General features: G+C 41.8%; 25 protein-coding genes. 14 read left to right on the top strand and 11 right to left on the bottom strand.

From position 1 onward, the window contains the following. Positions 1 to 115 precede the first annotated feature (115 nt). The 3 genes from rlmN to PQ461_RS02485 all read left to right on the top strand — a co-directional run bounded on the left by rlmN (position 116) and on the right by PQ461_RS02485 (position 2,879). Positions 116 to 1,183 carry a dual-specificity RNA methyltransferase RlmN gene (gene rlmN / locus PQ461_RS02495; RefSeq protein WP_274208052.1) on the top strand — a complete coding sequence of 356 codons (1,068 nt, stop codon included), beginning with the start codon at positions 116 to 118 and terminating at the stop codon, positions 1,181 to 1,183. A 26-nt stretch (positions 1,184 to 1,209) separates the two neighbouring features. Continuing rightward, the gene (locus tag PQ461_RS02490; RefSeq protein ID WP_274208051.1) at positions 1,210 to 1,908 is read left to right on the top strand and encodes a ComF family protein; all 699 of its coding nucleotides are present in this window, start codon (positions 1,210 to 1,212) and stop codon (positions 1,906 to 1,908) included. Between the two features lie 104 nt (positions 1,909 to 2,012). Continuing rightward, a complete protein-coding gene (locus PQ461_RS02485; protein WP_274208050.1) occupies positions 2,013 to 2,879 on the top strand; it encodes an OmpA/MotB family protein in 867 nt (288 codons plus the stop codon). A 202-nt stretch (positions 2,880 to 3,081) separates the two neighbouring features. On the opposite strand, the gene PQ461_RS02480 is transcribed toward PQ461_RS02485, so the two are convergent. The 3 genes from PQ461_RS02480 to PQ461_RS02470 are packed head-to-tail and all read right to left on the bottom strand — an operon-like array spanning position 3,082 to position 8,282. Beyond that, positions 3,082 to 6,213 carry a PAS domain S-box protein gene (locus PQ461_RS02480; protein WP_274208049.1) on the bottom strand — a complete coding sequence of 1,044 codons (3,132 nt, stop codon included), beginning with the start codon at positions 6,211 to 6,213 and terminating at the stop codon, positions 3,082 to 3,084. A 19-nt stretch (positions 6,214 to 6,232) separates the two neighbouring features. After that, on the bottom strand, positions 6,233 to 7,504 hold the full coding sequence (gene glyA / locus PQ461_RS02475) for a serine hydroxymethyltransferase (RefSeq protein WP_274208048.1): 1,272 nt from the start codon (positions 7,502 to 7,504) through the stop codon (positions 6,233 to 6,235). 22 nt (positions 7,505 to 7,526) lie between these two features. Further along, complete coding sequence (locus PQ461_RS02470; protein ID WP_274208047.1) at positions 7,527 to 8,282, bottom strand: segregation and condensation protein A; 756 nt, start codon at positions 8,280 to 8,282, stop codon at positions 7,527 to 7,529. Between the two features lie 131 nt (positions 8,283 to 8,413). Between PQ461_RS02470 and dxs the strand changes: the two genes are divergently transcribed. Further along, positions 8,414 to 10,342, top strand: coding sequence for a 1-deoxy-D-xylulose-5-phosphate synthase (gene dxs / locus PQ461_RS02465; RefSeq protein ID WP_274208046.1), 1,929 nt, complete (start codon positions 8,414 to 8,416; stop codon positions 10,340 to 10,342). Between the two features lie 75 nt (positions 10,343 to 10,417). Here dxs and PQ461_RS02460 read toward each other — a convergent pair whose 3' ends face one another. Then, a complete protein-coding gene (locus PQ461_RS02460) occupies positions 10,418 to 11,794 on the bottom strand; it encodes an NHL repeat-containing protein (RefSeq protein WP_274208045.1) in 1,377 nt (458 codons plus the stop codon). Positions 11,795 to 12,017: 223 nt separating this feature from the next. Between PQ461_RS02460 and PQ461_RS02455 the strand changes: the two genes are divergently transcribed. Further along, entirely contained in the window at positions 12,018 to 12,497 is a 480-nt protein-coding gene (locus tag PQ461_RS02455) for a DUF4920 domain-containing protein (RefSeq protein ID WP_274208044.1), read from the top strand. 4 nt (positions 12,498 to 12,501) lie between these two features. Here PQ461_RS02455 and PQ461_RS02450 read toward each other — a convergent pair whose 3' ends face one another. Together PQ461_RS02450 and gltX are read right to left on the bottom strand one after the other, a co-directional pair. Beyond that, a complete protein-coding gene (locus PQ461_RS02450; RefSeq protein WP_274208043.1) occupies positions 12,502 to 13,089 on the bottom strand; it encodes a SprT-like domain-containing protein in 588 nt (195 codons plus the stop codon). A gap of 192 nt (positions 13,090 to 13,281) precedes the next feature. Then, positions 13,282 to 14,802, bottom strand: a complete 1,521-nt coding sequence (gene gltX / locus PQ461_RS02445) for a glutamate--tRNA ligase (RefSeq protein WP_274208042.1) — start codon at positions 14,800 to 14,802, stop codon at positions 13,282 to 13,284. A 173-nt stretch (positions 14,803 to 14,975) separates the two neighbouring features. On the opposite strand from gltX, the gene PQ461_RS02440 reads away from it, so the two are divergent. The 3 genes from PQ461_RS02440 to PQ461_RS02430 all read left to right on the top strand — a co-directional run bounded on the left by PQ461_RS02440 (position 14,976) and on the right by PQ461_RS02430 (position 18,310). Then, positions 14,976 to 16,211: a sensor histidine kinase gene (locus PQ461_RS02440; protein ID WP_274208041.1), complete on the top strand. Its 1,236-nt coding sequence runs from the start codon at positions 14,976 to 14,978 to the stop codon at positions 16,209 to 16,211. Positions 16,212 to 16,251: 40 nt separating this feature from the next. Next, positions 16,252 to 17,109, top strand: coding sequence for an AraC family transcriptional regulator (locus PQ461_RS02435; RefSeq protein WP_274208040.1), 858 nt, complete (start codon positions 16,252 to 16,254; stop codon positions 17,107 to 17,109). Between the two features lie 76 nt (positions 17,110 to 17,185). After that, complete coding sequence (locus PQ461_RS02430; protein WP_274208039.1) at positions 17,186 to 18,310, top strand: FAD-dependent monooxygenase; 1,125 nt, start codon at positions 17,186 to 17,188, stop codon at positions 18,308 to 18,310. 275 nt (positions 18,311 to 18,585) lie between these two features. On the opposite strand, the gene PQ461_RS02425 is transcribed toward PQ461_RS02430, so the two are convergent. Together PQ461_RS02425 and PQ461_RS02420 are read right to left on the bottom strand one after the other, a co-directional pair. After that, positions 18,586 to 19,089, bottom strand: a complete 504-nt coding sequence (locus PQ461_RS02425) for a hypothetical protein (protein ID WP_274208038.1) — start codon at positions 19,087 to 19,089, stop codon at positions 18,586 to 18,588. Continuing rightward, the gene (locus PQ461_RS02420) at positions 19,086 to 19,667 is read right to left on the bottom strand and encodes an RNA polymerase sigma factor (protein ID WP_274208037.1); all 582 of its coding nucleotides are present in this window, start codon (positions 19,665 to 19,667) and stop codon (positions 19,086 to 19,088) included. The genes PQ461_RS02425 and PQ461_RS02420 overlap by 4 nt, the downstream gene beginning before the upstream one ends. A 210-nt stretch (positions 19,668 to 19,877) precedes the next feature. Between PQ461_RS02420 and PQ461_RS02415 the strand changes: the two genes are divergently transcribed. The 4 genes from PQ461_RS02415 to PQ461_RS02400 all read left to right on the top strand — a co-directional run bounded on the left by PQ461_RS02415 (position 19,878) and on the right by PQ461_RS02400 (position 22,204). Continuing rightward, the gene (locus tag PQ461_RS02415) at positions 19,878 to 20,246 is read left to right on the top strand and encodes a DUF6249 domain-containing protein (RefSeq protein WP_274208036.1); all 369 of its coding nucleotides are present in this window, start codon (positions 19,878 to 19,880) and stop codon (positions 20,244 to 20,246) included. Positions 20,247 to 20,380: 134 nt separating this feature from the next. Beyond that, entirely contained in the window at positions 20,381 to 21,085 is a 705-nt protein-coding gene (locus PQ461_RS02410) for a response regulator transcription factor (RefSeq protein WP_274208035.1), read from the top strand. A gap of 56 nt (positions 21,086 to 21,141) precedes the next feature. Next, complete coding sequence (locus PQ461_RS02405) at positions 21,142 to 21,744, top strand: hypothetical protein (protein ID WP_274208034.1); 603 nt, start codon at positions 21,142 to 21,144, stop codon at positions 21,742 to 21,744. A gap of 7 nt (positions 21,745 to 21,751) precedes the next feature. After that, positions 21,752 to 22,204, top strand: coding sequence for a hypothetical protein (locus tag PQ461_RS02400; protein ID WP_274208033.1), 453 nt, complete (start codon positions 21,752 to 21,754; stop codon positions 22,202 to 22,204). Between the two features lie 23 nt (positions 22,205 to 22,227). On the opposite strand, the gene PQ461_RS02395 is transcribed toward PQ461_RS02400, so the two are convergent. Continuing rightward, positions 22,228 to 22,746, bottom strand: coding sequence for a DinB family protein (locus tag PQ461_RS02395; protein ID WP_274208032.1), 519 nt, complete (start codon positions 22,744 to 22,746; stop codon positions 22,228 to 22,230). A gap of 83 nt (positions 22,747 to 22,829) precedes the next feature. Next, entirely contained in the window at positions 22,830 to 23,756 is a 927-nt protein-coding gene (locus PQ461_RS02390) for a bestrophin family protein (RefSeq protein ID WP_274208031.1), read from the bottom strand. 154 nt (positions 23,757 to 23,910) lie between these two features. Between PQ461_RS02390 and PQ461_RS02385 the strand changes: the two genes are divergently transcribed. Further along, on the top strand, positions 23,911 to 24,939 hold the full coding sequence (locus PQ461_RS02385) for a S66 peptidase family protein (RefSeq protein ID WP_274208030.1): 1,029 nt from the start codon (positions 23,911 to 23,913) through the stop codon (positions 24,937 to 24,939). Here the strand turns inward: PQ461_RS02385 and PQ461_RS02380 are convergent. Further along, positions 24,936 to 25,157, bottom strand: coding sequence for a hypothetical protein (locus PQ461_RS02380; RefSeq protein WP_274208029.1), 222 nt, complete (start codon positions 25,155 to 25,157; stop codon positions 24,936 to 24,938). The two genes, PQ461_RS02385 and PQ461_RS02380, sit on opposite strands and share 4 nt — an antisense overlap. Positions 25,158 to 25,264: 107 nt before the next feature. Between PQ461_RS02380 and PQ461_RS02375 the strand changes: the two genes are divergently transcribed. Beyond that, entirely contained in the window at positions 25,265 to 26,029 is a 765-nt protein-coding gene (locus PQ461_RS02375) for a UDP-2,3-diacylglucosamine diphosphatase (RefSeq protein ID WP_274303968.1), read from the top strand. Positions 26,030 to 26,051: the final 22 nt, after the last annotated feature.

Raw genomic sequence — 26,051 nt, 5'->3', positions numbered from 1 at the left:
TATACTGCAATAATTAAAACACTACAATTAACTTAGAGTTGTTGTTTTTTAATTTTTACATTCAAAAGATGCGCTTCAAATCAGGTATTTATCAAATTATGTACCTTTGTAATATATGAACCGTAATACTGGTAAAACAGACATCAGAAGTTTAAACCTTGCCGAACTGCAACAAGTGTTTGTTGCTATGGGCGAGAAAAACTTTAGAGCAACCCAGGTTTATGAATGGCTTTGGAAAAAATCATGTTTTTCTTTTCAGGACATGAGCAATATTTCAAAAGAACTTCGTAATAAACTGGAGGCAAATTTTACCATTAATCATGTAAAAATCAACAACTCCCAGTTTAGTGCTGATAAAACTATAAAAAATTCTTTTATTTTACACGATACACACTTAATTGAGGGTGTTTTAATTCCGTCTGATGACCGCATGACCGCCTGCGTATCATCACAGGTGGGTTGTAGTTTAACCTGTAAATTTTGCGCAACCGGGTATATGGAGCGTAAGCGCAACCTTAACCCTGATGAAATTTACGACCAGGTGGTATTAATAGACAAACAGGCGCGCGAAAACTACAACATACCGCTTACCAACATTGTATACATGGGTATGGGCGAACCTTTACTTAATTATGCCAATGTACTAAAATCAATAGAGCGCATTACAGCAGAGGATGGCCTTAACATGGCAGCCAAACGCATTACAGTATCTACGGCTGGCATCGCTAAAATGATTAAAAAGCTGGGCGACGAACAGGTGAAGTTTAACCTGGCACTTTCATTACACGCAGCAAATGATAAAAAGCGTAATGAAATTATGCCCATCAATGAGCAAAATTCATTGAAGGCGCTTGCCGAAGCTTTAAAATACTACTACACTAAAACAAAAAATCCGGTTACGTACGAGTACATCGTATTTAATAATTTTAATGACGAGCTGGAAGATGCCGCCGAACTGGCGCGTTTTTGCAAGCACCTGCCCTGCAAGGTAAATATTATTGAGTATAACCCTATCAGCTTTGCTGATTTTTTAAATGCCGGCGAAGATAAAATTGATGCATTTGCCGCTTATCTGCGTAAGCAGGGCATTATTACTAATGTAAGACGCAGCCGCGGTAAAGATATTGATGCGGCATGCGGCCAGCTGGCAATCAAAGAGAAAGCTGCGGCAAATATTTCATAATAAGATTTTTTTGTATCTTATGCGAAATGAATATCAGTCATACTTACCTTGGCGATTTTCTTTCGCTTATTTTTCCGCAGTTATGCAATAGCTGTAAACGCAACTTAATGCGTCAGGAAAAGCTGATCTGCACTGAATGTATTTATAATTTGCCATACACCGACTTTGATAAAAACCCGCAAAATGCAGCTGCACAGCAATTTTGGGGCAAGGTTGATGTGGAGGCCGTTTATGCTTTGCTTTATTTCAATAAAGGCACTAACGTACAACGCCTGCTGCATAATTTAAAATACCGTAACATACCGCAAATTGGCAATTTACTGGGCAGCATGGCTGGCAGCCGCTTACAAAGCAGTGAAAAGTTTAATACGGTTGACCTTATTATTCCTGTACCGTTGCATCCATCGCGTTTCAGAAGGCGCGGATATAATCAAAGCACCCGTTTTGCAGCCGGCCTGGCCGAAAAGCTGAATGCGTCTGTTTCTGAAAAATACCTGCTGCGCGCCAAGGCAACGGCAACTCAAACAAAAAAATCGAGGTTTTCGAGATTTGAAAATATGCAATCTGCTTTTACGGTAAAAAATCCGGATGCATTAATAGGAAAACATATTTTACTGGTTGATGATATCATGACTACCGGCTCAACATTAGAAGCGTGCGCCCAAACACTGCTAAGCATTGCCGGTGTTAAACTCAGTATTGCTGCAATTGCCTATGCAGAATAAGTAATTTATATATGTGATAAATATCATATAATACCTATTTGCAAAACTTTATATTGCACAGGTCGTTATTTACACCAAATAATCTGTTAATTAACATAATAGGTATGAAAATCCGTTTATTAGTACCGGTATTGCTTGTTGTTGCAATAGCCGGGCAAAGCTGCGTTAGCAGTAAAAAGTACAAAGAGTTAGATGCTAATTACACCCAATTGCAAAACAGCACCAATGATCTGAGTATGAAATACCAGAATAGCGAGCGTGCTTTGGCAGTTGCCAACAGCCAGATTAAAAGCCTTGATGACCGCCTTACACAGGAAAGGGCAAATTCTGCGGCTTTAAAAGATGCGCTTGATAAGTGTTTGAACGCCAGCAGCCAGGGTAATGTTAACATTTCTAAACTGGTTGATGAGATCAACCGGTCAAATTCGTACATTAAAGAATTGATAGCTGCTAAAAATAAAAGCGATTCGCTTAATATGGTGCTAACCAATAACCTTACCCGATCATTAAGCCAAAGCGAAATGCAGGATGTGAACGTACAGGTACTTAAAGGCGTAGTATATATTTCACTTGCTGATAACATGCTTTACAAATCGGGCAGTTATGAAGTATCTGACCGTGCAGGTGAAACTTTAAGCAAAATTGCCAAGATCATAAAAGATTACAGCACCTATGATGTACTGATTGAAGGTAATACAGATAATGTGCCTATTACGCAGAAAAACATTCGCAACAACTGGGACCTGAGTGCACTGCGTGCATCATCAGTTGTGCAGAGCTTGCAAAACAATTATGGAGTTGATCCGAAACGTTTAACCGCAGGTGGCCGTGGCGAATATAACCCGATAGCCAGCAATGATACTCCTGCCGGAAAAGCGCAGAACCGCCGTACACAAATTATTATCACACCTAAGTTAGATCAGTTTATGGAACTGATTGGCAAAGCTCCGGCCGAGCAGCCAAAACAATAATAAGTTGTGATGATATAGACAAAAGCAAAGGGGGCATTAAAAAACAATGCCCCCTTTGCTTTAAATAAGGATTTTAAAAAAATCTGAAAATATTTTCTAAAAGTTGAAACTTATTACCCAACTGCTCCCGTATAAGTACATGGAGCGTTTATTAGATAGTTAAAGCAGGGATCATCGCAATGAGGGTCTCTGCTTTCTTTTTTTACTGCTTCTGATATTTGCTCAGCTTATCAAAAAGCGCTTTAGGGTCAAAGGGTTTTAATACATAATCATTCATACCTGCCCGCCCTATTTGATCCATCTGGTTATTTAGCATTGATGCCGTTAACGCTATAATAGGCAGGTTTTGATAATAATTACCCTGATTGCTTCTTATTTTTTGCGCAGCTTCCAGCCCACCCATAACCGGCATATGAATGTCCATTAATACCACATCATAATTTTTATTGGTATCAATTTTATCAATGGCTTCCGCGCCATTTTCGGCAAAATCAGCCGTGGCGCCCCATTTTTTTAATACCTTATTAATTAATAAGCGGTTGATCTGGTTATCGTCAACCACTAATGCATGCAAATTTAATCCTGTTTCCACCTGGTAGTTATTATTAATGCCGTTCTCTTCAACTTTCGGAAATGTAATGGTAAACCAAAAAGTTGAGCCTTTGCCCGGTACGCTGTCTATATTTATGCGCGAATCATGCAGCTCAATCAGCCGCTTGGTAATAGCCAGGCCCAAACCTGTACCGCCGTACTTGCGTGTAATGTCAGCCTCGGCCTGCTTGAACGATTCAAATATAGTGCTTTGTTTGTCCTTTGCGATGCCTATGCCCGTATCTGTTATTGCAAATCTGATACGTACATCTTTTTGTGACTGTTCAATTACTTTAATATCAACCGTTACGCCACCTTCTTCAGTAAACTTTACAGCATTGCTAATAAGGTTCATCAGTATCTGCGTAAGGCGTGTTTTATCGCCAACGATCAGTTGAGGAACGTCCGCGTCAATATGCTCTTTGAGATAAATCGTTTTATTGCCGGTGCGGTATTGCATAGAAGCAATGACACTGCCAATTAAATCGCGTAAGTTGATATTAGCCTTCTCAAGCTCCACATTTCCGGTCTCTATTTTAGCAAAATCAAGCACATCGTTAATGAGCGTTAAAAGGTTTTCGGCTGAGAATTTAAGGATTTTAAGATTTTCGTCCTGCGCGTCATTTGTTTTTTCATCAATCAGCAAATGCGAAATGCCGATAACAGCATTTAAAGGCGTACGTATCTCATGGCTCATTACAGATATGAACATATCTTTAGCCCGGCTAAGCTGCAACGCTTCTTCCTTAGCAGAGATCAGTTCAATCTCGGTTTTCTTCTTGGCAGAAATATCTATGATTACTTCAATGTATTTATCAACTTTACCTTCGGCATCCAGTATTACAGAATTGATTACTGATACCCATAGTGGTTTCCCGTCTTTGCGGTAAACAAGCAGATCCACATCAAAAGACTGTTTATTACGCGACAGTTGACGCGATTTTTCGATTATACTTACATCCGTAAGCTCGCCTTTCAGTACATCGCCCAGGTGTTTACCATAAACATCATCGCAGTTATAACCGGTAATTTTTTCAAATGCCTGGTTTACCCATTCCACTTCGCCTTCACCGTTATTTATGACTACGCCGCTGGTTGTATTGCTTGCCACGAGCGATAGTGTGGTAAGTTGCTGTTCTGCCAGTTTCCGCTCGGTAATATCTACAGCTACCATAATCTGGCGTTCCAACTGCCCGGTTTCATTAAAATATGGACTGTTAGACAGGAACACCCACACCGGTGTACCATCCTTTTTATAAAGATTTACCTCAATTTCGTAAGGCCTGTTATTCTCACGGGCCTGGATAGCAGCCTGTAAAATTTTAGTGTCGGTTTGCGGCCCAACAAGTTTATCGCTAAAAGTTTCACCGCGCATTTCTTCAAGTGAATAACCGGTAATTGTCTCAAGCGCCTCATTCATCCATACAATGCGCATATCCTTATCACGAATGAGGATACCGCTCGGTGAGCGCCGTGCAGCTGATGACAGGATCTCGACATCCTGTTCGATCCGCTTACGTTCGGTTATGTCAATAACTACCCTTATCTGTTTATCTACATTACCATCAGCATCGCGTACAATGGAGTTAATAATAGATACCCATATCGGAGTACCGTCTTTACGGTGCATTTGCAATTCAACTTCGTAAGATCGCTTGTATTTAATATCTTCATCAAGCTTCTCTTCAAGTGTCTTATTAGCAACTTTCCCTTTTAAAATATCGCGCAAGCGCTGATTATAAACATCCGTAAGCGAATAGCCGGTAATATCTTTAAAGCCGCTGTTTGCCCAAACCACCTTATCATCGCTGTTGCTGATAACGATGCCATTGTTCACTTTACTTGCTGCCAATGAAAGCATTTCAAGCTCTTCGCCAATACGTTTGTTTTCGGTAATGTCGCGTCCGCTGGCATACCATTTTTCACCATGTGCCACAACACTCCAGCTAACAAAGCGCACATCGCTGTGATCGGGCAATGTAATAGGCGTTTCAATCTGGAAAGAACGGTTATACCTGCTGGCATCGCTGCGCATCAGTTTTAAGATCTCTACACGCTTTTCATCAGGGAAATACTTCCAGATGGGCTGCCCGATAGCCTGTTGCGGCTGATAACCCAGGATACCTGTAACAGCCTTGTTAATAAATAAGATGTTAAGGTCTTTATCGGTGATGCAGTGTATCTCCGGCGAACTGTTAAACAGGTTATAGAATTCTTTATGCCACTGAAGCGTAGCCTCCAGCTCCTTTTTCTGCTTGCGTATGGTAAGGTGCGATATCACCTCTTCTGCTAAAGTAGTCAGTGCATCCCGCTGACTATTGTTCAGCGTTTTAGGCTTGGTATCAAATACACACAGCGAACCTAAATGGTGGCCTTCCGGATCAATAAGCGGTGCGCTTGCATAAAACCTGATGTTAGGCTCATCGATAACAATCTGGCTTCCTGAAAATATGTTGTGTTTGGTAGTGTCTGGTACTTCAACCAATATGTCAGACATAATGGTAAAGCGGCAAAAGGAATCGGCACGGGGGATAGCATCAACATCCAATCCTTGTTTTGACTTGAACCATTGCCTGTCCCGGTCAATGAAACTGATAAAAGCCAATGGTACTTCGCATATATAGGATGCCAGGCGCACAATGGCGTCATACTGCTTTTCGGGCAGGGTGTCCAATATGTCATACGAGTTCAGGGCTTCTAATCGTTCTTTCTCATTGGCCGGTACAGGATTATGTTCAACCATATCTTACTACACTATCTTATTACTTATATAGGGGGAACTTTTCAGTCAGAGCGTGTACGCTTTTACGTATCTTTCTGATAGAATGTTCACTTTCATGATTTTTAATCACGGCATCTATCATGCCAACGATCTCTTCCATGTGCTTTTCTTTGAAACCCCTTGTAGTAATAGCAGCAGTACCCACACGTATACCCGATGTAACAAAAGGTGATTTGTCATCAAAAGGCACCATATTTTTATTAACAGTAATGTCAGCCGTAACAAGTGCATTTTCGGCAGCTTTACCTGTAATGTTTTTATTGCGAAGGTCAATCAGCATCAAATGGTTATCGGTTCCGCCGGATATGATGTTATAATTCAGGCTGGTCAATGCATCGGCCATGGCGGCAGCATTCTTTTTAACCTGCAAAATGTATTTCATATAATCTTCGCTTAAAGCTTCGCCGTATGCAACAGCTTTTGCAGCAATGATATGCTCAAGCGGGCCGCCTTGTGTGCCTGGGAAAACGGCCATATCCAGCAGGTTTGACATTAAACGGATCTCGCCTTTCGGTGTTTTATGGCCCCAGGGGTTTTCGAAATCTTTACCCAGCATAATCATACCACCACGCGGGCCGCGTAATGTTTTATGTGTAGTTGTGCTTACGATATGACAGTGCGGAAGCGGGTCATTTAGCAAGCCCCTGGCAATAAGGCCTGATGGGTGCGAAATATCGGCAAGTACCAAAGCGCCAATCTCGTCGGCCACCTGGCGGATAAAAGCGTAATCCCAATCGCGCGAATATGCCGATGCACCGCAAATGATCATTTTAGGGCGTTCTCGTAAAGCGGTTTCACGCAGGCTTTCATAATCGATAAGGCCGGTATCCTGTTTTACACCATAGAAAAATGGCTGGTACAGTTTCCCTGAAAAGTTAACTGGCGAACCATGCGTTAAGTGCCCGCCGTGTGAAAGGTCGAACCCTAAGATTTTATCTCCTGGCTGCAGGCAAGCCAGCATAACAGCAGCATTGGCCTGTGCGCCAGAGTGTGGTTGTACGTTAACCCATTCGGCGTTAAAAAGCTCTTTGGCACGCTCAATGGCAATGGTTTCAATTTCGTCAACTACTTCGCAGCCGCCATAATAACGCTTGCCAGGTAAACCTTCGGCATATTTGTTAGTGGCAACAGAACCAGCGGCTTCCATAACCTGTTTGCTCACAAAGTTTTCAGAAGCAATCAGTTCAATGCCTTTTTCCTGGCGGTCCTGCTCTTCTTCAAGCAGTTTAAAAATCAATTTGTCTCTTTTCATAAAAAGTTAAAAAAACAGTGTATTAGTTCAAGTCGGTTTGTGGTATGGCCGAAACCCAAAAATTGTTGTAGCCCGTACCGATCTGAATTTCAATTAACTGTTGTTGCAGCATCTCTAATAAAGCTAAGAAATTATACACAAAGTGTACTTTATTCTCAGACATTTTTGTGATGGCGGCAAACTCCAGCCTTTTGTTGATATTTAGCAGGTCGGCAATGGCCAGCTTTTGCTTTTCTATTGTATAAGGATACTGTACTACGGTGTGTTTTACCGGCTCGGTACGGGTTTGCCAGCGGCGCAGCATACGGTCATAAACCAGCATTAGCTTATACAGGCTGATACTGCTTAGCTCCTCGCCGGGCAGCGGCACTTCTTCAACCTGCTGCAGGTCTGCGGCAATGTTACCCCGCTTCTCCTGTTTAAGCCTTTCTTCTTCCATTGGCCGCATTTCTTCGCAAACCAGTTTAAATTTCTTGTATTCGATCAGCTTACGTACCAGATCCTCTTTGGGGTCAATCTCAGTGCCGGTTTCGGCATCATAACGCGGCAGCAGCATTTTAGCTTTAATACGCATCAGGGTAGCAGCAACAAAAATAAATTCGCTGGCCACTTCCATATTAAGGCTGCTCATGTGCTGTATATAGTTCAGAAAATCATCGGTTATGCGTGCTATCGGGATGTCCTGGATGTCAAGTTCATCGCGCTCAATAAAAAACAGCAGAAGATCAAAGGGCCCCTCAAATTGCGGTAATCTTATTTCAAACTGATCTTCGCTCATAAAGCGCTCAAAAATAAGCTATTCTGCGCAAAATCGGAACGAATAAAATTGCAAACATTTATATGTTATTATTTGTCGATATTTGTACACAAAAATAGCTTACTTTGTAAGTTATATTACTTAATAATTTGATGCAAGTTCCTGCCGGAGATTTACTACAAAAAATCAATTCGCCCTCTGATTTAAAGCAATTTAGCGAAGAAGAGCTTGAGCAGGTGTGCCAGCAGCTGCGCCAGTATATTATTGATGTTGTATCAGTAAATGGCGGCCACTTTGCTGCCAGCCTTGGTGTTGTTGAACTGACGGTAGCCCTGCATTATGTGCTTAACACGCCTTACGATCAGTTAGTATGGGATGTTGGCCACCAGGCATATGGGCATAAAATATTAACAGGCCGCCGCGATAATTTCCATACCAACCGTGTTTATGGCGGTATAAGCGGTTTCCCGAAACGCAGCGAAAGCGAGTACGATACCTTTGGTGTCGGCCACTCGTCAACTTCAATTTCTGCTGCTTTGGGTATGGCTGTTGCATCGCACTATAAAGGCGAGAACGACCGCCAGCACGTAGCCGTTATCGGCGATGGCGCCATGACAGCGGGTATGGCCTTTGAAGCGCTTAACCATGCAGGTATCGAGAACACTAATATTTTAGTGATCCTGAACGACAACTGCATGTCGATTGACCCTAACGTGGGTGCGCTTAAAGAATATTTAACAGATATTACCACCTCTAAACCATACAACCGGTTTAGGGATGATATAGCTTATGTATTAGGAAAACTATCACAGGTTGGCCCTGATGCATTTAAGATTGCCAAGAAACTGGAAAAAAGCATTAAAGGAACACTGCTTAAACAAAGCAATTTCTTTGAGGCGCTTAAGTTCCGTTATTTTGGCCCCACCGACGGCCATGATGTTAAACATTTGGTAAAAGTATTGCGCGACCTGCGCGATATCCCCGGGCCTAAAATTTTGCATTGCGTTACCGTAAAAGGCAAAGGATATGCACTGGCCGAAAAAGATCAGACCAAATGGCATGCCCCTGGATTATTTGACAAGATCACCGGCGAAATCAAGAAAGCAAAATATGACAAGCCTCAGCCGCCTAAATACCAAGATGTGTTTGGCCATACTATTATTGAGCTTGCCGAGCAGAATAAAAAAATAATGGGTATTACCCCGGCCATGCCTTCGGGCTCATCATTAAACCTGATGATGAAGGCCATGCCCGACCGTGCTTTTGACGTAGGTATTGCCGAACAGCATGCAGTTACTTTTAGCGCTGGTTTAGCTACGCAGGGTTTAGTGCCGTTCTGTAATATCTACTCCAGCTTTATGCAGCGGGCTTATGATCAGGTGGTGCATGATGTTGCCATACAAAAGCTTAACGTGGTATTTTGCCTTGACCGTGCCGGTATTGCCGGTGCAGACGGGCCAACACACCACGGCGCTTATGACCTGGCTTATATGCGTTGCATACCAAACTTGGTAGTTTCTTCGCCAATGAATGAGGAGGAACTGCGCAACCTGATGTATACTGCACAATTAGACAATGCAGGCCCTTTTATTATCCGCTACCCGCGTGGTAATGGTGTAATGGTTGACTGGAAACGTCCGTTTAAGGCAATACCCGTTGGTAAAGGCCGTAAAATATGTGATGGTGAAGATGTAGCCATTTTAACAATAGGCCACATTGGCAACGAAGCCGTTAAAGCAATAGCATCATTAAATGCAGAAGGTTTTTATCCTGCACAATATGATATGCGTTTTGTGAAACCTTTGGATGAAGCCCTGTTGCATGAAGTATTCCAGAAATACAGCAATGTAATCACCGTTGAAGATGGCTGCCTTGAAGGCGGTATGGGTAGCGCCATTTTAGAATTTATGGCCGATCATCAATACAAAGCGAACGTTATCAGGCTGGGCATACCTGATAAAATTATTGAGCACGGCGAACAAAACGAGCTTTGGGCCGAGTGTGGTTATGATGCTACAGCTATTGTAAAAACGGTACAAGGTTTAGGGTTAAACCAGAAACAACATACGATTGCTTCTTAACTGATTAAGTAAAATACTTTAAACAAGAAAGGCTCTGCAAATTGCAGAGCCTTTCCTGTTAGATCTTATTAGACTTTAGTTGATCGTAACTTTACGGATACGATTGTTGTTGTAATCTGAAACGAAAATACCGCCGGCCTTAGTTACAGCAATACCCGAAACTAAGTTAAACTGGGCTGCAACCCCGGTGCCATCGGCAAAGCCAGTTACGCCCGAAGTACCGGCAAGTGTATTAATTAAATTGTTGCTGGTATTAAATTGCAACACGCGGCCTAAGTTATCAGCTACATACAAATTATCGCTGCTGTCAAAAGCAATAGCTTCGGGACGGCCAAGGATTACTGTTTGTAGCGGATATCCAATGTAAGTTGTTACGGTTCCGTCTGATACGTTTACTTTACGTATTGATGAGTTAAATTTATCAGCGACATAGAGGTTGCCTTTAGAATCAAACGCTAAACCGCTTGGCTGATTAAAGTAAGCACTTGTTCCAACGGCATTGACATACCCATATGTACCATAACCCGCAAGCGTGCTTACTACACCGGCAGCCGTAATTTTACGGATGAGGTGATTATTGCAATCTGCCACATAAATATTCCCTGAAGCATCAATAGCTATACCTTTAGGTGAGTTGAAAGATGCATTTAACGGCGAAGATGAGTTTGAATTTCCAGGTAAGCCGTTACCTGCAAAGGTAGTAGCCACCCCTGCTGGGGTAATTTTGATGACCAGGTTATTGCCCTGATCGGTAACGAAAAGATTGCCTTGCGCATCAATAGCAATGCTGTTAGGGCTGTAAAACTCTGCTGTTGTAGCATTGCCATCTACGTGGCCTAAGGTACCATTGCCACAGAAGGTTGACACCGTACCATTAGCCGTGATTTTACGAATAACGTGGTTATATTGATCTGCTACATATAAGTTGCCCTGTGCATCTGCTGCCATCCCTTGCGGGTTCCATAATTGAGCAGAGGTACCTGTACCATCAACCAGCCCTTGCGAGCCATTGCCTGCAAAAGTACTTACTGTAATATTTGGCGGGTTATCATTAGCCGGGGTAGTAAACTTCACTACATCGCCGTAACCAGTACCATATTTGTTAGTAGCATACGCACGAACATAATAGGTTTTACCTGCCACCAGGTTTTTAAGCCTGCTGGTAACCGCTAATGATTTTACCGTATCTGATGTGGTAGCGTCTGAAATGCTTGGCGACTGTGAGCTTGAGCTATAACAAACACCTACTGCCGAAGGGATATCATCGCCCTGATCGGTTACATAACCGCCGGTGATGGCGGTGGTGGTAGTTACCTGGGCTACACCGATGTTTGTTAACACGGTTGGTGCAGTACGTGATTCTGATGAATCTTTATTACAACCGAATTGAGTGACTACAGCTGCAACAAACAAAGTTTTGAGTGCGCTTTTTAAAAGTAAATTTCTATTCACCTGATATTAACTAATTACAATACTAAATACGAAAAGAATGTGGCAAACGCTACAGCTTACCTATGCGACAAAGCTAACTTATTGTGTTGGTTTATGCATATTTAAACACGCCACTTTAACTATATTTTAACATTTTTATTGTTACTGCATCAGCATCGTTACTTTTTTGAATGCTTTTAACAAACATCTTAAACGAAACAGCTAATAAGATGTTAATAGAAGCATGAAACGATTTGCCCCTTTAAAAATAGTTTTATTACTGATAGCGTGCTTTAATATTGCTACTGCACAAAAGCACACACCACTACCACACGGAATGCTGTTTGGCAGCAGTCCATCGAATATAAACGTAATGCCCGCTTCAAAAATAGAATCGTTTATGGGGAAGCGCACACGTACCAATGCCGTAATAACGGGGAAAGTAATCAAGGTTACAAAACCTAAAGGCGGTTGGTTTATTATTGATGCCGGGCAAGGCAAAACCATTGAGGCACATTTTAAAAATTACAATATCACTTTACCTATTGATTTAAAAGGCCGGGAAGTTATTGTAGACGGCATAGCCGAAAAGATTTTTGTTGCCGATGATATGCAGCACCTGGCGGGCGAATCATCTTCGCAAATGAAAAGCCAGCACAGCGCAAAACCCAACCCTAAGCAGAAGATCACTTTTGAAGTGAAGGGTTTGATGGTAAACAAATAAGAAATTAGGCAGATTCGCGCATTAACTCCACTTCGGCAACAGGACTGAACAGATACACCCGGCGGGTGGCAATTTCAACGCATTTGAAACGCTTGCGTAATTGTTCGCCTTTTTTAAATACCCTGCCATCCTTTAGTTTAAATACAGCGTTTTGCGGCAATTTCTCCACGGTGAGAATATCTTCTTTAGGCGCATCGTACTTGCGCAACGAGCGGTATAAGTTAAGATCCGAGCAACTGGAAGCAGCCGGATTATCCAGATAATTGGATATGGCCTGTTTAACATCAGCCGGAAAAACCTGCTGATCAAAGAAAGGCTGCATCATTTTTTTAAAGTTCTGCTTCCATTCTGTACCATGTGGTTTTGCTTTGTGCTTATGCTCGTTCCAGGTATGCAGGTGAGCAAACTCGTGCACAGTAGTCACCAGAAAAGCATAGGGATTAAGATCAAAATTGACAGATATGCGGTGACCCTTACCTGCATGCGGCGGGCGGTAATCGCCAAACTTGGTGTTTCGCCCCCTCGATATCTTAAACTCACATTTAAAGTAATCAATCCAGCGGCCAATCAGCGGGGCAGCGGCTGGAGGCATATAGCGTTCTAAAACTTTTACTTTATTATCCAACGGGAACCTCTACTCAAAGATAAGTAATTGTTGAAGAGATGTACAAGTATGCAATTGTTGTTTATAAGCTTTATCCTTAATATACTTCTTTTTGCAGCGCATCTCTTCATAAATACAAAAAGCGGCTTATGGCCGCTTTCTACTTTATATTATTTTTGCTTATGCTGTAAAAGCTTGTAAAGCAATTTTGATCCGATTAATGGTCTCCTGCTTGCCAAGCAAAGCAGCTATGTCAAACACATGAGGGCCAAATTTACCGCCCACCAGCATAATGCGGAACGGTAGCATCACATCGCCAATTTTAAAACCCCGTTGTTCTGTTAGCGCCTTAAATGTAGTTTCCAATTCAGCAGGTTCCCATGTAGCAGATGCTTCAAATACACTCACCAGTTCATTAAAGAAATCGGTTTTGGCATCAGTCCATTTTGGTTTTATCGCATTCAAATCATATTCGCCCGGTACCTGGAAAAAGTAACCAGCCTGCTGATAAAAATCAGGCAGTAAAGTCACACGGTCTTTGATCAGGTCTATAACCTTTAACAAAAACTTATCTTCCGCAATGGTTAATCCTTTATCCTGTAAAACGGCTTCAACATGAGGTTTCAAACTTTCAGCACTGCTGCGTTTAATCCACTCGGCATTGTACCATTTCGCTTTTTCAAAATCAAACTTAGCGCCGGCCTTGCTGATACGTTCTATGGAGAATTTCTCGATCAGTTCATCCAGGCTAAAAATTTCCTGATCGGTACCATCATTCCAGCCCAGCATGGCCAGCAGGTTTAGAAACGCTTCAGGTAAAAATCCAAGTTCTTTAAATCCAGGTGTAAGTTCGCCCGTTTTAGGGTCTGTCCAGTTCATGGCATAAACCGGGAAACCAAGTCTTGCGCCGTCGCGCTTGCTCAATTTACCGTGCCCGTCTGGTTTTAATATCAATGGTAAGTGCGCCCACTGCGGCATCTGTTCTTTCCAACCCAGGTATTCCCAAAGTAGTAAATGCACCGGTGCAGATGGCAGCCATTCTTCACCTCGGAAAGCATGGGTAATCTTCATCAGAAAATCGTCGACCACTACGGCCAAATGATAGGTTGGCATACCGTCGGCTTTAAGCAATACCTTATCATCAACAAGGTTGGTGTCAAAGCTAACATGGCCGCGTATCATGTCATTAAAGTTCACCGTTTCTTCAACGGGCATTTTAATGCGGACCACATGCGGTTCGCCTTTATCTAAAAGCGCATCCACCTCATGCTCACTTAATGATAACGAATTGCGCATTTCATTTCGGTAAGTGTGCCCGTATTGAAAGTTAGGGATGTCCTTACGTTTTTGTTCAAGCTCGGCAGGCGTATCAAAAGCATAGTAAGCATGTCCTTGTGCTACCAGCCTTTCGGCATATTCGCGGTACAGCGCCTTGCGTTCGCTTTGGCGATAGGGTGCAAACGGGCCGCCAACAACAGGGCTTTCATCCGGGTGAAGGCCGCACCATTTGAGGCAATCTAAGATATACTCTTCGGCACCTTCTACATAACGGTTTTGGTCTGTATCCTCGATACGTAAAACAAAACTGCCTTTATGGTGCTTTGCAAAAAGATAATTAAATAATACCGTACGCACACCGCCAAGATGCAGTCCGCCGGTAGGGCTTGGTGCAAAACGCACCCTTACTTGCTGATTACTCATACGGATGCAAAGATAGGTAAATGTGCAGATGTGTTGATAAGCAGAACTATAAATGCGCAGTTACCTCATAAAATTTTGACTTTGTAAATAGTAAATTAATAAATCACACGTTTATAGCTTTCGGATCAAGAATTTGCCCACATCCGTACTATTTCCGTTATTTGACCACAGCAATGAGAGTTAGCCCTTACGAACAACCGCGCATCTGGAAATACCTGTTACTGGCATTTGCTGTAGTAATAGCCAGCGGATCATTGCTGTACACCAATTATCTGGTAAAGAACATAGCCCAGTCTGAACGTACGCGCGCCCAGGTATGGGCCATGAGTATCAAGCAGTTGCTATCGTCAGACGATAATGATTCATATACTTATCCTTCGGCTGTACGCGATAGCCTGACTGTGCCCGCCATTGTAGTTGACGAAAAAGAGGACATCAAATTTGTTAAGGGGCTTGATTCTACAAAAACGTATATACCTATGGTAGCTTCGCCGGGTATCAAGATTACTCAAAAATACGACCCTGAATATTTTAAGAAGCAGCTAACCTCGATGAAAGGCCAGCACGCACCTATTAAGATAAGCATTTTCGGTAAAAAGTACTGGTTAGTATATTATAAAGATTCGGTACTGCTTACCCAGTTACGGGTGTTCCCTTACATACAGCTTTCTGTAATTGCTATTTTCCTGCTGGTGGCCTATACGGCATTTAGTTCTTCGCGTAAATCAGAACAGAACCAGGTTTGGGTGGGCCTTGCTAAAGAGACCGCGCACCAGTTAGGTACACCAATATCATCTCTTATGGCGTGGATTGAGCTGATGAAAGAAAAGTTCAACGCAGAAAAAGATCCGCTTATTGCCGAGATGGAAAATGATGTGCGCCGTTTAGAAATCGTTGCCGACCGCTTTTCTAAGATCGGTTCACGCCCGGTACTGGAAACTCACTCTGTTTATGACGTGGTAAAAGACTTTGTAGACTATTTCAGGGTAAGGGTAAGTAATAAAATCAATTTTGAAGTAGCCGGAAGTCCTTCTTTAAAAGCCGGTTTAAACATTCCTTTGTTTGATTGGGTACTTGAAAATCTACTAAAAAACGCGGTTAACGCTATTGAAGGGCCGGGCAGCATTAAGGTAAGCGTGTTTGGCAGCAAAACCAAGAACCAGGTAATTATAGACGTTACCGATACCGGCAAAGGCATACCGAAAAGAAAGTTTGAAACCGTGTTCCGCCCCGGATATACTACCCGTAAACGCGGATGGGGCTTAGGTTTGTCGTTAACCAAACGTATGGTTGAAAACTACCATAACGGGAGCATCTTTGTAAAAGATTCTGAATTAGGAAAAGGCACTACTTTCCGTATCATTTTAAAAGCTGTCCAGCAAGAGTCGCTGGTTGAGGCAGAGGCGTAATAGGGCGGGAAACTTCAAACTTTGCGTTTTAATAACAACCATGCCCAGAAAAAAAAGCCCTATACCTGTTAATAACTTCGGTGATGTATCCGGTGAAGGCTTGAGTATTGAAAGGCTGGCTTTGGAAAGCCTTCCCCCTATGGAAGATTGGGGACAGCCGGAGCGCCATGACCGCCATTCTTTTTTCTTGCTCGAAAAAGGAAGTATCATCATGGAGATTGATTTTGAACGGTACAGGATCCAGTCACCTGCCGTAATTTATATGCACCCCGATCAGGTACACCAGATCATCAATTTTGAAAGACTGAGCGTGATTGCCTGGGCTATCACCAATGAAATGCTTGATCCTAATTATCCTGCATTGCTGGAAGACATCAGCCCCGCAGCGCCGGTTATGCTAAATGCCGAAACATTTGATTTATTGAGCCAGGCAAGCGCACTTTGTATCAAAATAGCCGAAAAGAAAAGAAATACTGTTTACGATAGCGTATTTAAAGCGCATTTAAATGCACTGGCAGGTCTGGTCATAGCAATTTACACTGCAGAAACTCCATCAACTGAAAAGTTAACCCGGCCCGAATTTGTAACCAAAGCATTCAGGAAAGAGCTGGCACAACATTTTACCAGGATCAAAAGCCCGGCAGAATATGCGGAAAAATTAAATCTGTCTGCAACGTATCTTAACGAATGCGTAAAGTCAGTAACCGGCCAACCTGTATCTTACCATATACAGCATCGCGTAATATTGGAAGCTAAACGTTTGCTCTATCATTCCGATCAGTCGCTGAAAGAGGTCGCAGCAGCATTAGGTTATGATGATTATCCTTATTTTTCCAGGCTATTTACCAAGGTTGCAGGCTTGGCACCATTAACCTTTCGACGTAAAAACCGCAATTAGTCCAAGTCTTGCGCTGTTACTGCCTATTTAGCCCAAGCAGTACACGTTTTCTTTGTCTTTAGAAAACGTATCATAAATGAAAACAACAGCTCATAAAACAGTATTAATATCCGGCGCCAGTTTTGCCGGGCTATGTACCGCCTACTGGATGAACAAATTTGGTTACCGGGTGACTATTGTTGAAATAGCCAGCGACCTTAAAAAAGGCGGCACCCCTGTAAATATTTTAGAAAACACCATCGGCATTATAGAACGCATGGGGCTGTTGGAACAAATTGTGGCGAACAGCCTTAAGATGGAATCTTTATCATTTAAGAATAAAGACGACGTAACTGAAAGGCTGGAACAACACGAAAAAACGCAGGTAGAACGCGGTAGAATAGAATATGAAGTAGAACGTGACTTTCTGCTGTACCTGCTTTACGACTTGGTTAAAGATTACACCACGTTTGTTTTTGGCGACAGTATTACCGAAATGAAAGAATCTGACGACCATGTACATGTCTGCTTTCAAAAAGGGCAACCGCAAGCTTTTGACCTGGTCTTCGGCTGCGATGGCATTCATTCCGCAGTAAGAAAGCTTTGGTTTGGCCACGAAGTTGAATTTTCTAAATTCCTTAATGCTTATTTTTCTATAAGCATCGTAGATCAACTGCTGATTCCGGAAAACACCACGCAGATGTATAGCGAGCCGGGCAAAACCATCATGCTGAATGCTTACAACAGCAAAACCGACATCTGCTTTGCTTTTTATTCAGAGCAGGAAATTCCTTATGATTATCGTAACGAACAACAGATGCGGAACATTATCATGAATCAGTTTCAAGGCACAGGCTGGCGCACATCAGAACTACTGGAAGAGGTAAAAAAGCACCCCAATTTTTACTTTGACAAGCTCTGCCAAATCAAAATGCCGTCATGGACAAAAGGCAGGGTTGCCCTTGTGGGTGATGCCGGCTATTGCGCCTCTCCTGCGGCAGGCAGGGGTGGATCACTGGCCATAGATGGAGCAGCGGCATTGGCAGATGCTTTCGAGAAATGCAATGGCGATTACAAGCTGGCATTTAAAAAATATGATAATGACTTCCGCCCTTTTGTTGAGGAGATACAGACGGAGGTGGTAAATTTTGGATTGGATGTATTTCTTCCGAAAACTGACGAAGCTATCCGAAAAAGAAACAAAGAAGGATTTGGATTTTAAAAACAGGAAAGGGTTTATAAAATAAAAAGCCGCCCAGACTTGCTCCGGGCGACTTTCAACCTAAACCTTATCACAATTAAACTGGTAAGTTTACCAGTTCATCTAAACATTTACAATTACCGTACCAAAAAATTGATGTCAACTTAAAGTTGTACTAATGCGTAATATGTATTAAATTTAGATTATCGCGTCATGACTGTGTGTCAAAGTGACATTGTGATAGTGGACTATTGTCCACAACATATAACACTTTTGTATACTGATGTCTACACTTATCAATTTTGGGCATGCCTGTTACGCCTTAAATAAGCATCGAAAAAGAACAAACCAACAATTACATCAAAAAAGATAAAGCCTTTAAGTAACGGCCCTTTTAATGATGGTGAAATTTTCGGCACTTTTAAATCAGGGACTTTGATATTCACAACATTGTCTGTAGCATGTGAGCTCCAATCTACACTGAACATGGCATATAACACCAACGCGGCAATGATAAAAACAAATATGCCTGTAATGCCCCTGATGATGTTTTTGTTAATGCCAGCCTTTAACGGAACGCTTGCCTCTTGTGTACGGATGGTTTCCATTACATTGTAAGTGAATGCCATGGAAGGCTCTTCAAGCTCCATGTTACTAAACTCCAGGTTTAAATTAACCAGCTCCTGATACTTTCTTTTATAAAGTCCATCGGTTTCAATAAGCCGTTCAATTTCCTGCTGCTCTTGTAGCGAGCAGGTACCATCAATATAATTCCAAAGTTTTTCCTCTACGCTGTTCATAACAGTTCCTTTACTTCGTTTTGTAAAAGGCGTTCAAGCTTGTCTTTCAAACGTTGCCTTGCCCTAAACAGTTTTACCTTAACCGTATTTGCTTCCATACCTAAAGTTTCGGCTATTTCTTCCAGGGATTGTTCGCCCTGGTAAAATAAGGTAATTATTGCCGCATCATCGGGCAGTAACTGGCCTATAGCCTGGTTCAGGTAAAAAGACCTTGATTTTTTTTCAGCATAATTATTTTCAAAGCTTCCATGCTGATTCTCTAACTGGATGTAAACATTCTCATCATCTATTGACGATGTGTCCACCCGTTTTTTTCTCAGAAACGTCATGGCGGTAGTATATACAATACTATATAGCCATGTACTAAACTTTGATTGCTGCTGAAAAGTACCTAATGCCCTGTAAGCCTTTATAAAACAATCCTGCGCAATTTCTTCGGCGTCTTCGCGGTTTTTGGCAAAACGCATGGCCAGCGTAAAAATATACCGCTGATGCCGCTTCACCAAATCAGCGTAAGCTGCCTGGTTACCCGAAAGGGTTTGCTCAATTAGTTCTATATCCGAAAGCTTGCTTTGCATTTATAACCACTCTGACGCCGGCATAAAACATCAGGTTACACCTTAATTCAATTATTCTTTAAAATCAACATTAAGGCGTGTACAAATAAATTTAAATAAAAAAGTGTAACAGGGTGTAACCTGTTTAAAAGCAGTGTGGTCATAGCTTACAAATACACCCCGGTGGTACATGTAACAAACAAAATTTATTAACTTTAAAATATTAGTATTATGCACGGTCCAGAAGTTTTAATCCCGATTTTAATTTGCTTAGGCTTTTTCTTAAGCGTTTTCGGCATCATTTATTTATACCGCCGCGAACGCATGGCCATGATAGAACGTGGTATGGATCCACGCCGCTACAAACAACAGCCACAACCTTATCAAAATTTAAAATGGGGTTTGCTATTAATAGGTGCGGGGCTTGGTTTATTCATCTCCTTTATTTTAGATCGCACTGTGTTTAAAGAAAGCATGGATGATAACGAAGCTATCTATTTTTCACTGATTGCTATTTTTGGCGGCTTAGGTTTATTTATCTCTTACCTTGTTGAAAAGAAAGAGTGGGATAAATCAGGAACCACTATAAGTAACGAATAATTCTCACACTTGGCTCCTCAGTCGCTCGGCTCCTGCCGAGCGACTGTAAACGACCATCATATTAGCTTGGTTAATATATAGGCAATCAGACTATCTTATTTTCAATATCTTGCCACCGCCTAATTATTTTGCTGATGGAAGATCTGTATCCAATTTTAGCCGGATACGCGCCTGGGTTACGGGATTGTATATTAAAGAAACTCGCCGAGATAAGATCATATGAAGATGATATACCTGCCGTAATTATTGTACATGACCTGCAACAGGAAAGGGTGATCTATATGTCTAAAAGAGGGTTAGATCTCCTTAAAATACCGTTAGAGGAAATATGCCTGCCACATGCAGAATATGTAGCAAAATACTTTAACCCGGAAGATGCGCCGCATTCATTCCCTAAGCTGATGAGCCTGGCAGTAAAAAATGAAAAGGATGAATTGATTTCCTATTTTCAACAGGTACGGCCTTCGGCAGAACACGAATGGAGCTGGTACTTAACAAGTGTTAAAATACTGATGAACGCCCCTTACAATAAGCCGCTTTTAGCTATTGCGCTTGCCCTGCCGTTTGATTCTGCATGCCATATCTCTACTAAAATGGAGCGCCTCATACAGGAAAATAATTTCCTGCGCAGCCATCACCACATCTTTACGGCTTTAGGGCGCCGCGAAAAAGAAATATTAAAGCTGATGGCACTTGGCCATAACTCACGCGAAATAGCAGCACAGTTATTTATTACCGAAAAAACGGTGCTTACCCACCGCCGCAACATTAAAAACAAGCTAAATGCAAAATCAAACTATGACCTTACACGCTTTGCTCAGGCCTTTGACCTGATTTAAAAAGACATATTTGGCTTTGTATTTGACCATTGTATTACCAAAAGCAATACACGGTTGTGAAAGCCCAAGTAAATAATGATGATCAAATACCGCTAACAGGCAAGCATTGCACACCACCGCTTGTATTTACCAATGTTATAACCCGGCCTTACTTTGTAATCTATCTCATCCTTATTATTGCAGTAATTCCAGCTATTCTGTTTTATGTCTTTGTTGCAAGCAGGCTATTTTGGCATGGTTCGCTGCCGCTTTCATTTGCCTTTCTTGTATTATGTATGATGTTGATCGTTAAACTTTTTCAAAAAAAGATCACTATCTACTTCGATTCCAAATCCATGTATGTAGCAGAAAATAATCAACCTTTTAGGCGCATTTTAAAAAGAGATATTGCCGGTATTTATAGTTTTGATTATGAACTAAAACCAAGGTCGCACATTTCAATTGTTATTAAATTAAAAAATGGAAAGCAATTATCCCTTACAGATGGCAACCTGTTTGAAAGGAAGGATGAAAACAAAGCTTTAATGCTTAAACAGTTTATTAAGGCGGCTCAGAAAAGGCTTAACCTCGCACCTGACGGTAAAAACAAATGGCGATCTGTGCAAGGTGTAGGTGCCTGTTGGTATGCACCCAAAGTAAGCCCTGTTACGAAATCATAACCTCATTATGGACAATACTATTGAAACTTTGCCCGCGCAGATTGTAATCAAATTTTCCAAATGGAAACTAGTGCGGTTTATTGCCATGATATTTCTTTTTTTAGGAGGTGTAATGCTACTAATAAAAGCTGATGATATTATAAAATATATCATGGCCATTTTTACAATTGCTATAAGCGCATTAACACTTTACGCCGAATATCCAATGATTTTAATCCTGCAAAAGCCGCATCTAATTATTGGCAAAACCGGCATAGAGACTTCTGACGGCGAAAATTATCCTTGGAAAGACATTGTTAATGAAAAGATAACCGCAATAGGTAATGCTAAACCCACCTATTATTTTTATTTTGAAGCAAAAGATGTAAGACGAACTGTCAAGTTACAAGATTTAAACTTATCGCCTGGCCAGATAATAGAATGGGTTAAAAAATACAGGCAGGCATTTTACAATGCCTGAATTAAAAAAGCCTGTTTTTATAATTAAAGATATCTTTCCTTTAGCAACTGCAGGTGATATAACTCGTGCCCTGCAAGCATGTAAAGCAAAGCACGAACCGTTACGGTATATCCGTTTACATAACCGGTTATTGCAATCTGCGCATCGCTTAACGCATTGATAAAATACAGATTCGACTCACGTACCGATCTGAACTCATCAGCAAGGCTATGCATTGTACGGTTGCTCAAATCTACGGCAGCTACATAATCATTTTGCTCAAAGCCGGGTAACTCTTTTTCCTCACCGCGCGAAAAGCAATAAGCGCGGTAAGCAAACACACGTTCGGTATCAATCATGTGCCCAAGCACCTGTTTAATTGTCCATTTACTTTCAGCGTAGCGGTGCTCGGCCTTATCGGCATCAAGGCTGCAAAAAAACTGGTGAGTAGAATCTTTTAGTGTATTCAGCAATGCCAGGATATCATCGTGCTGACTGGCCAGCCTTACATAGGGCGCTGAAAAAGCAGCATATTCATTAGGTTGTGGTGCAGTAATCATCATCAATCGCTTATCTCAAATATGCAGATTTTATAGCATGATTTTAACATGATGTAAATAAAAAGAGCATTACAGGCTCTGATCTTTTACAGAATATAAAATGTTGGTTCTTCTGGTCCCTCCAGTTCTTTTGCCGGCTCTACTTTATCATCTTTGGCAAGCATTTGTTTTAAATCCTGCTCTATCTTACGGCTAATGGTAGTAGTGGGAGTATCGGTAGGTTTATTCTCAAACGGATCTTGCAGGTGGATAGCCATTTTTTCTATCAGGAAAAAAGAGCATGAAATTGCCACCACCAACGGGATCTGAAAAATACCTACATGTTCAATTAAACCAAAAGGCAGAATCAACACAAAAAGCAACACCACCAGGTGGATATAAAAACTATAGGTTACCGGGAAAACCGTATTTTTAATTCTTTCGCAAGCGCCCATGGCATTGGAGAAACGCGTAAGTGTATCATCCATTGCTACCTGCTGAAACTCATTAATCCATTTGTTGCGCAGCAATGTGCGAAGATCATTTCCGTGTTGTTCCATCAAAGCCAGCGGAATGTGCATAGCATTTCCCACTACGTTACGCTCTTCTTCAGATATGTATTTGTCAAGGCACTGGCTGGCATCCTGTTTACGTAAATGGCAACTGAGGCTATAGTTCCAGATGATCTGCCGTTTAATCATCCTTTCCTTTATCAGCAGTTTTTCCTGATTACCATCAGATGTATCAATAAATGTCAGCACCTGCCTTGCAAAAGAGCGCGAATCATTGACAATGGCTCCCCACAACGACCGTGCTTCCCACCAGCGGTCATAAGCCTGGTTTGACCGGAATGCCAGCAGTAATGAAATAATAGTACCTAATATACCGGGTATGGCCAGTGGTATAGAAAAATTTGAAAAGCCGAGTTGTGTATGTTCAAAATATACGGCTATAGAGTATATGGTGAGCAGGATCAGTTCCAGCTTAATTTTACCAAACACATAACTTAGCGGAATATTCTTTTTTAATAACATACGATCGTTTTTGTTTAATTGTTGAACAACCGCTGATTTTTCACGTTTGCAAGTTGCCCCTTACAGCATATCACATGCCTCAATGATAACATCGTACCACGCATTTGTTTTTATTTTTTGATAAACGGCATTTTATAAATGATAATATTGTTTAATGAACCGGAAAAAATTTATTGCTGCAATGGCTGGTGCCGGGGCAGTATTAACTGCGCTCAACAGCCCGGCTGCTGTGATTACGGATTTAAACAAACCTAAACGCAAAATACCGCCTTATCTAAAACCAAGTGATAAAATTGGCATTACCAGCCCGGCAGGATTTATTACCCTCGAAGAGATTAAACCAGCAGTGCAATTAATGGAAAGCTGGGGCTTTAAAACGGTAATTGGGAACACTATCGGTAAAAAGGATTACACCTATGGCGGTACTGATGATGAGCGTTTAACCGATTTGCAACAGATGCTGGATGATACTGAAATTAAAGCTATAATGTGCGCAAGGGGCGGTTACGGAGTTGTAAGAATAATTGACCGCCTTAACTTTAACCAGTTTCACAGACATCCTAAGTGGATCATCGGCTTTAGTGATATTACAGCGCTGCATTGCCATATCAACCGCAATTTTGGTATAGCAACCCTTCACTCTAAAATGTGTAATAGCTTTCCGGATAATTGGCCTGAAGCAGAACCTATACAGGTGAGCACTATTGAATCAATTAAGCAAGCATTAATAGGTGAGCAATTAAAATATACCGCACCAACATCTGCATATAACCGCGTCGGTGAAACCAACGGAAGATTAATTGGGGGTAACTTAACCATGATCACAACACTTGCCGGCACAATTTCGGATATCGACACCCAGGGGAAAATCTTATTTGTGGAAGATACCGGCGAATATCTTTACAATATTGACCGCATGTTTTGGAACCTGAAGCGAACCGGAAAGCTAAACAAACTTGCGGGCCTGATCATAGGCGGCTTTAAGGTTAAACCAGACGATCCGGGCGAAGAGTTTGGCAAAACGGTTTATGAGATCGTAAATGATAAAGTAAAAGAATACAACTATCCTGTTTGCTTTGACTTCCCGGTAGGGCACCAGCGTAACAACTTTGCTTTAAAATGCGGTGTAATGCATCAACTACAGGTAAGCGCTGATGGCAGCGTATTAACAAGTATGTATTAACTGTATGCCTGTTTAAAAGCAACCATTACAGCCAGAAAAGTATCACGGTCAAGATCTATTTCACCGGGCCTGTCTGGCCGCACGGGTTTTCCTTTGCGTATTTCAACCGGAAAAAGATTAATAAAACCTTCAAGCGAAATTTCATAGTGCAGCCATTCGGTGCGTTTATAAATGTCGGCAAGTTTCATTTCAAAAAGCCTTTGCGCGTACTGATCCATCTGTTGCAAAGATAACGTTTTGCAGGGCGCAATTGTGTCGCGCTACCGTACAAAACGAAACACACAAACCGATGTTAGTTAAAAACTTATTGTATTTTAGTCGCTTTATGCCCGAACGTAATAAAATATATTTCGCATCAGATTTTCATTTAGGTATTGGTTCGCCAGAGTTACAGCGAGAACGCGAGCAACGCATTGTGCGTTGGCTGGAAAGTATAAAGCATGATGCCGCTGAATTATACCTGGTAGGCGATATATTCGATTTTTGGTTTGAATACAGTACCGTAGTCCCTAAAGGTTATATCCGTTTCCTGGGTAAACTGGCCGAGCTGACAGATTTGGGCGTTAAGCTTACCATGTTTAAAGGCAACCATGATATGTGGATGTTCGGCTATTTTCAACGTGAATTTGGCGCCACCATTATCAGCAATGAACTGGTTATTGAACGTAATGGCAAAAAGTTTTATCTGCACCATGGAGATGGCCTTGGCCCCGGCGACCGTAATTATAAGATCCTTAAAAAGTTTTTCCGTAGCAGGCTTTGCCAGTGGCTGTTTGAGCGCGTACACCCCAACTTTGGTGTTGGTGTAGCCAACCGGTGGTCGCAGCACAGTAAAGACGTAAACATTACAAAAGAACAGCGCAAAATTGACGAACAGGAATGGCTGGTCATCTTTAGCAGGGAAGTATTAAAAACACAGTATTACGACTACCTGATTTTTGGTCACAGGCACAAGGCAATGGAAATAAAGCTTGGTGACAAAAGTCGCTACATTAACCTTGGCGAGTGGATTGCAGCTTACACCTATGCCGTTTTTGACGGACATGATGTAAAGCTTTGTGCTTTTGAGCAACCGGAACAAACCTTTTAATTTTACCCTAAGTTTACCGGAT

It is taken from the genome of Mucilaginibacter sp. KACC 22063, assembly GCF_028736115.1.
GTDB lineage: Bacteria > Bacteroidota > Bacteroidia > Sphingobacteriales > Sphingobacteriaceae > Mucilaginibacter.
The sequence above is the reverse complement of the archived record's forward strand: the minus strand, read 5'-3'. Positions and strand labels throughout refer to the sequence as shown.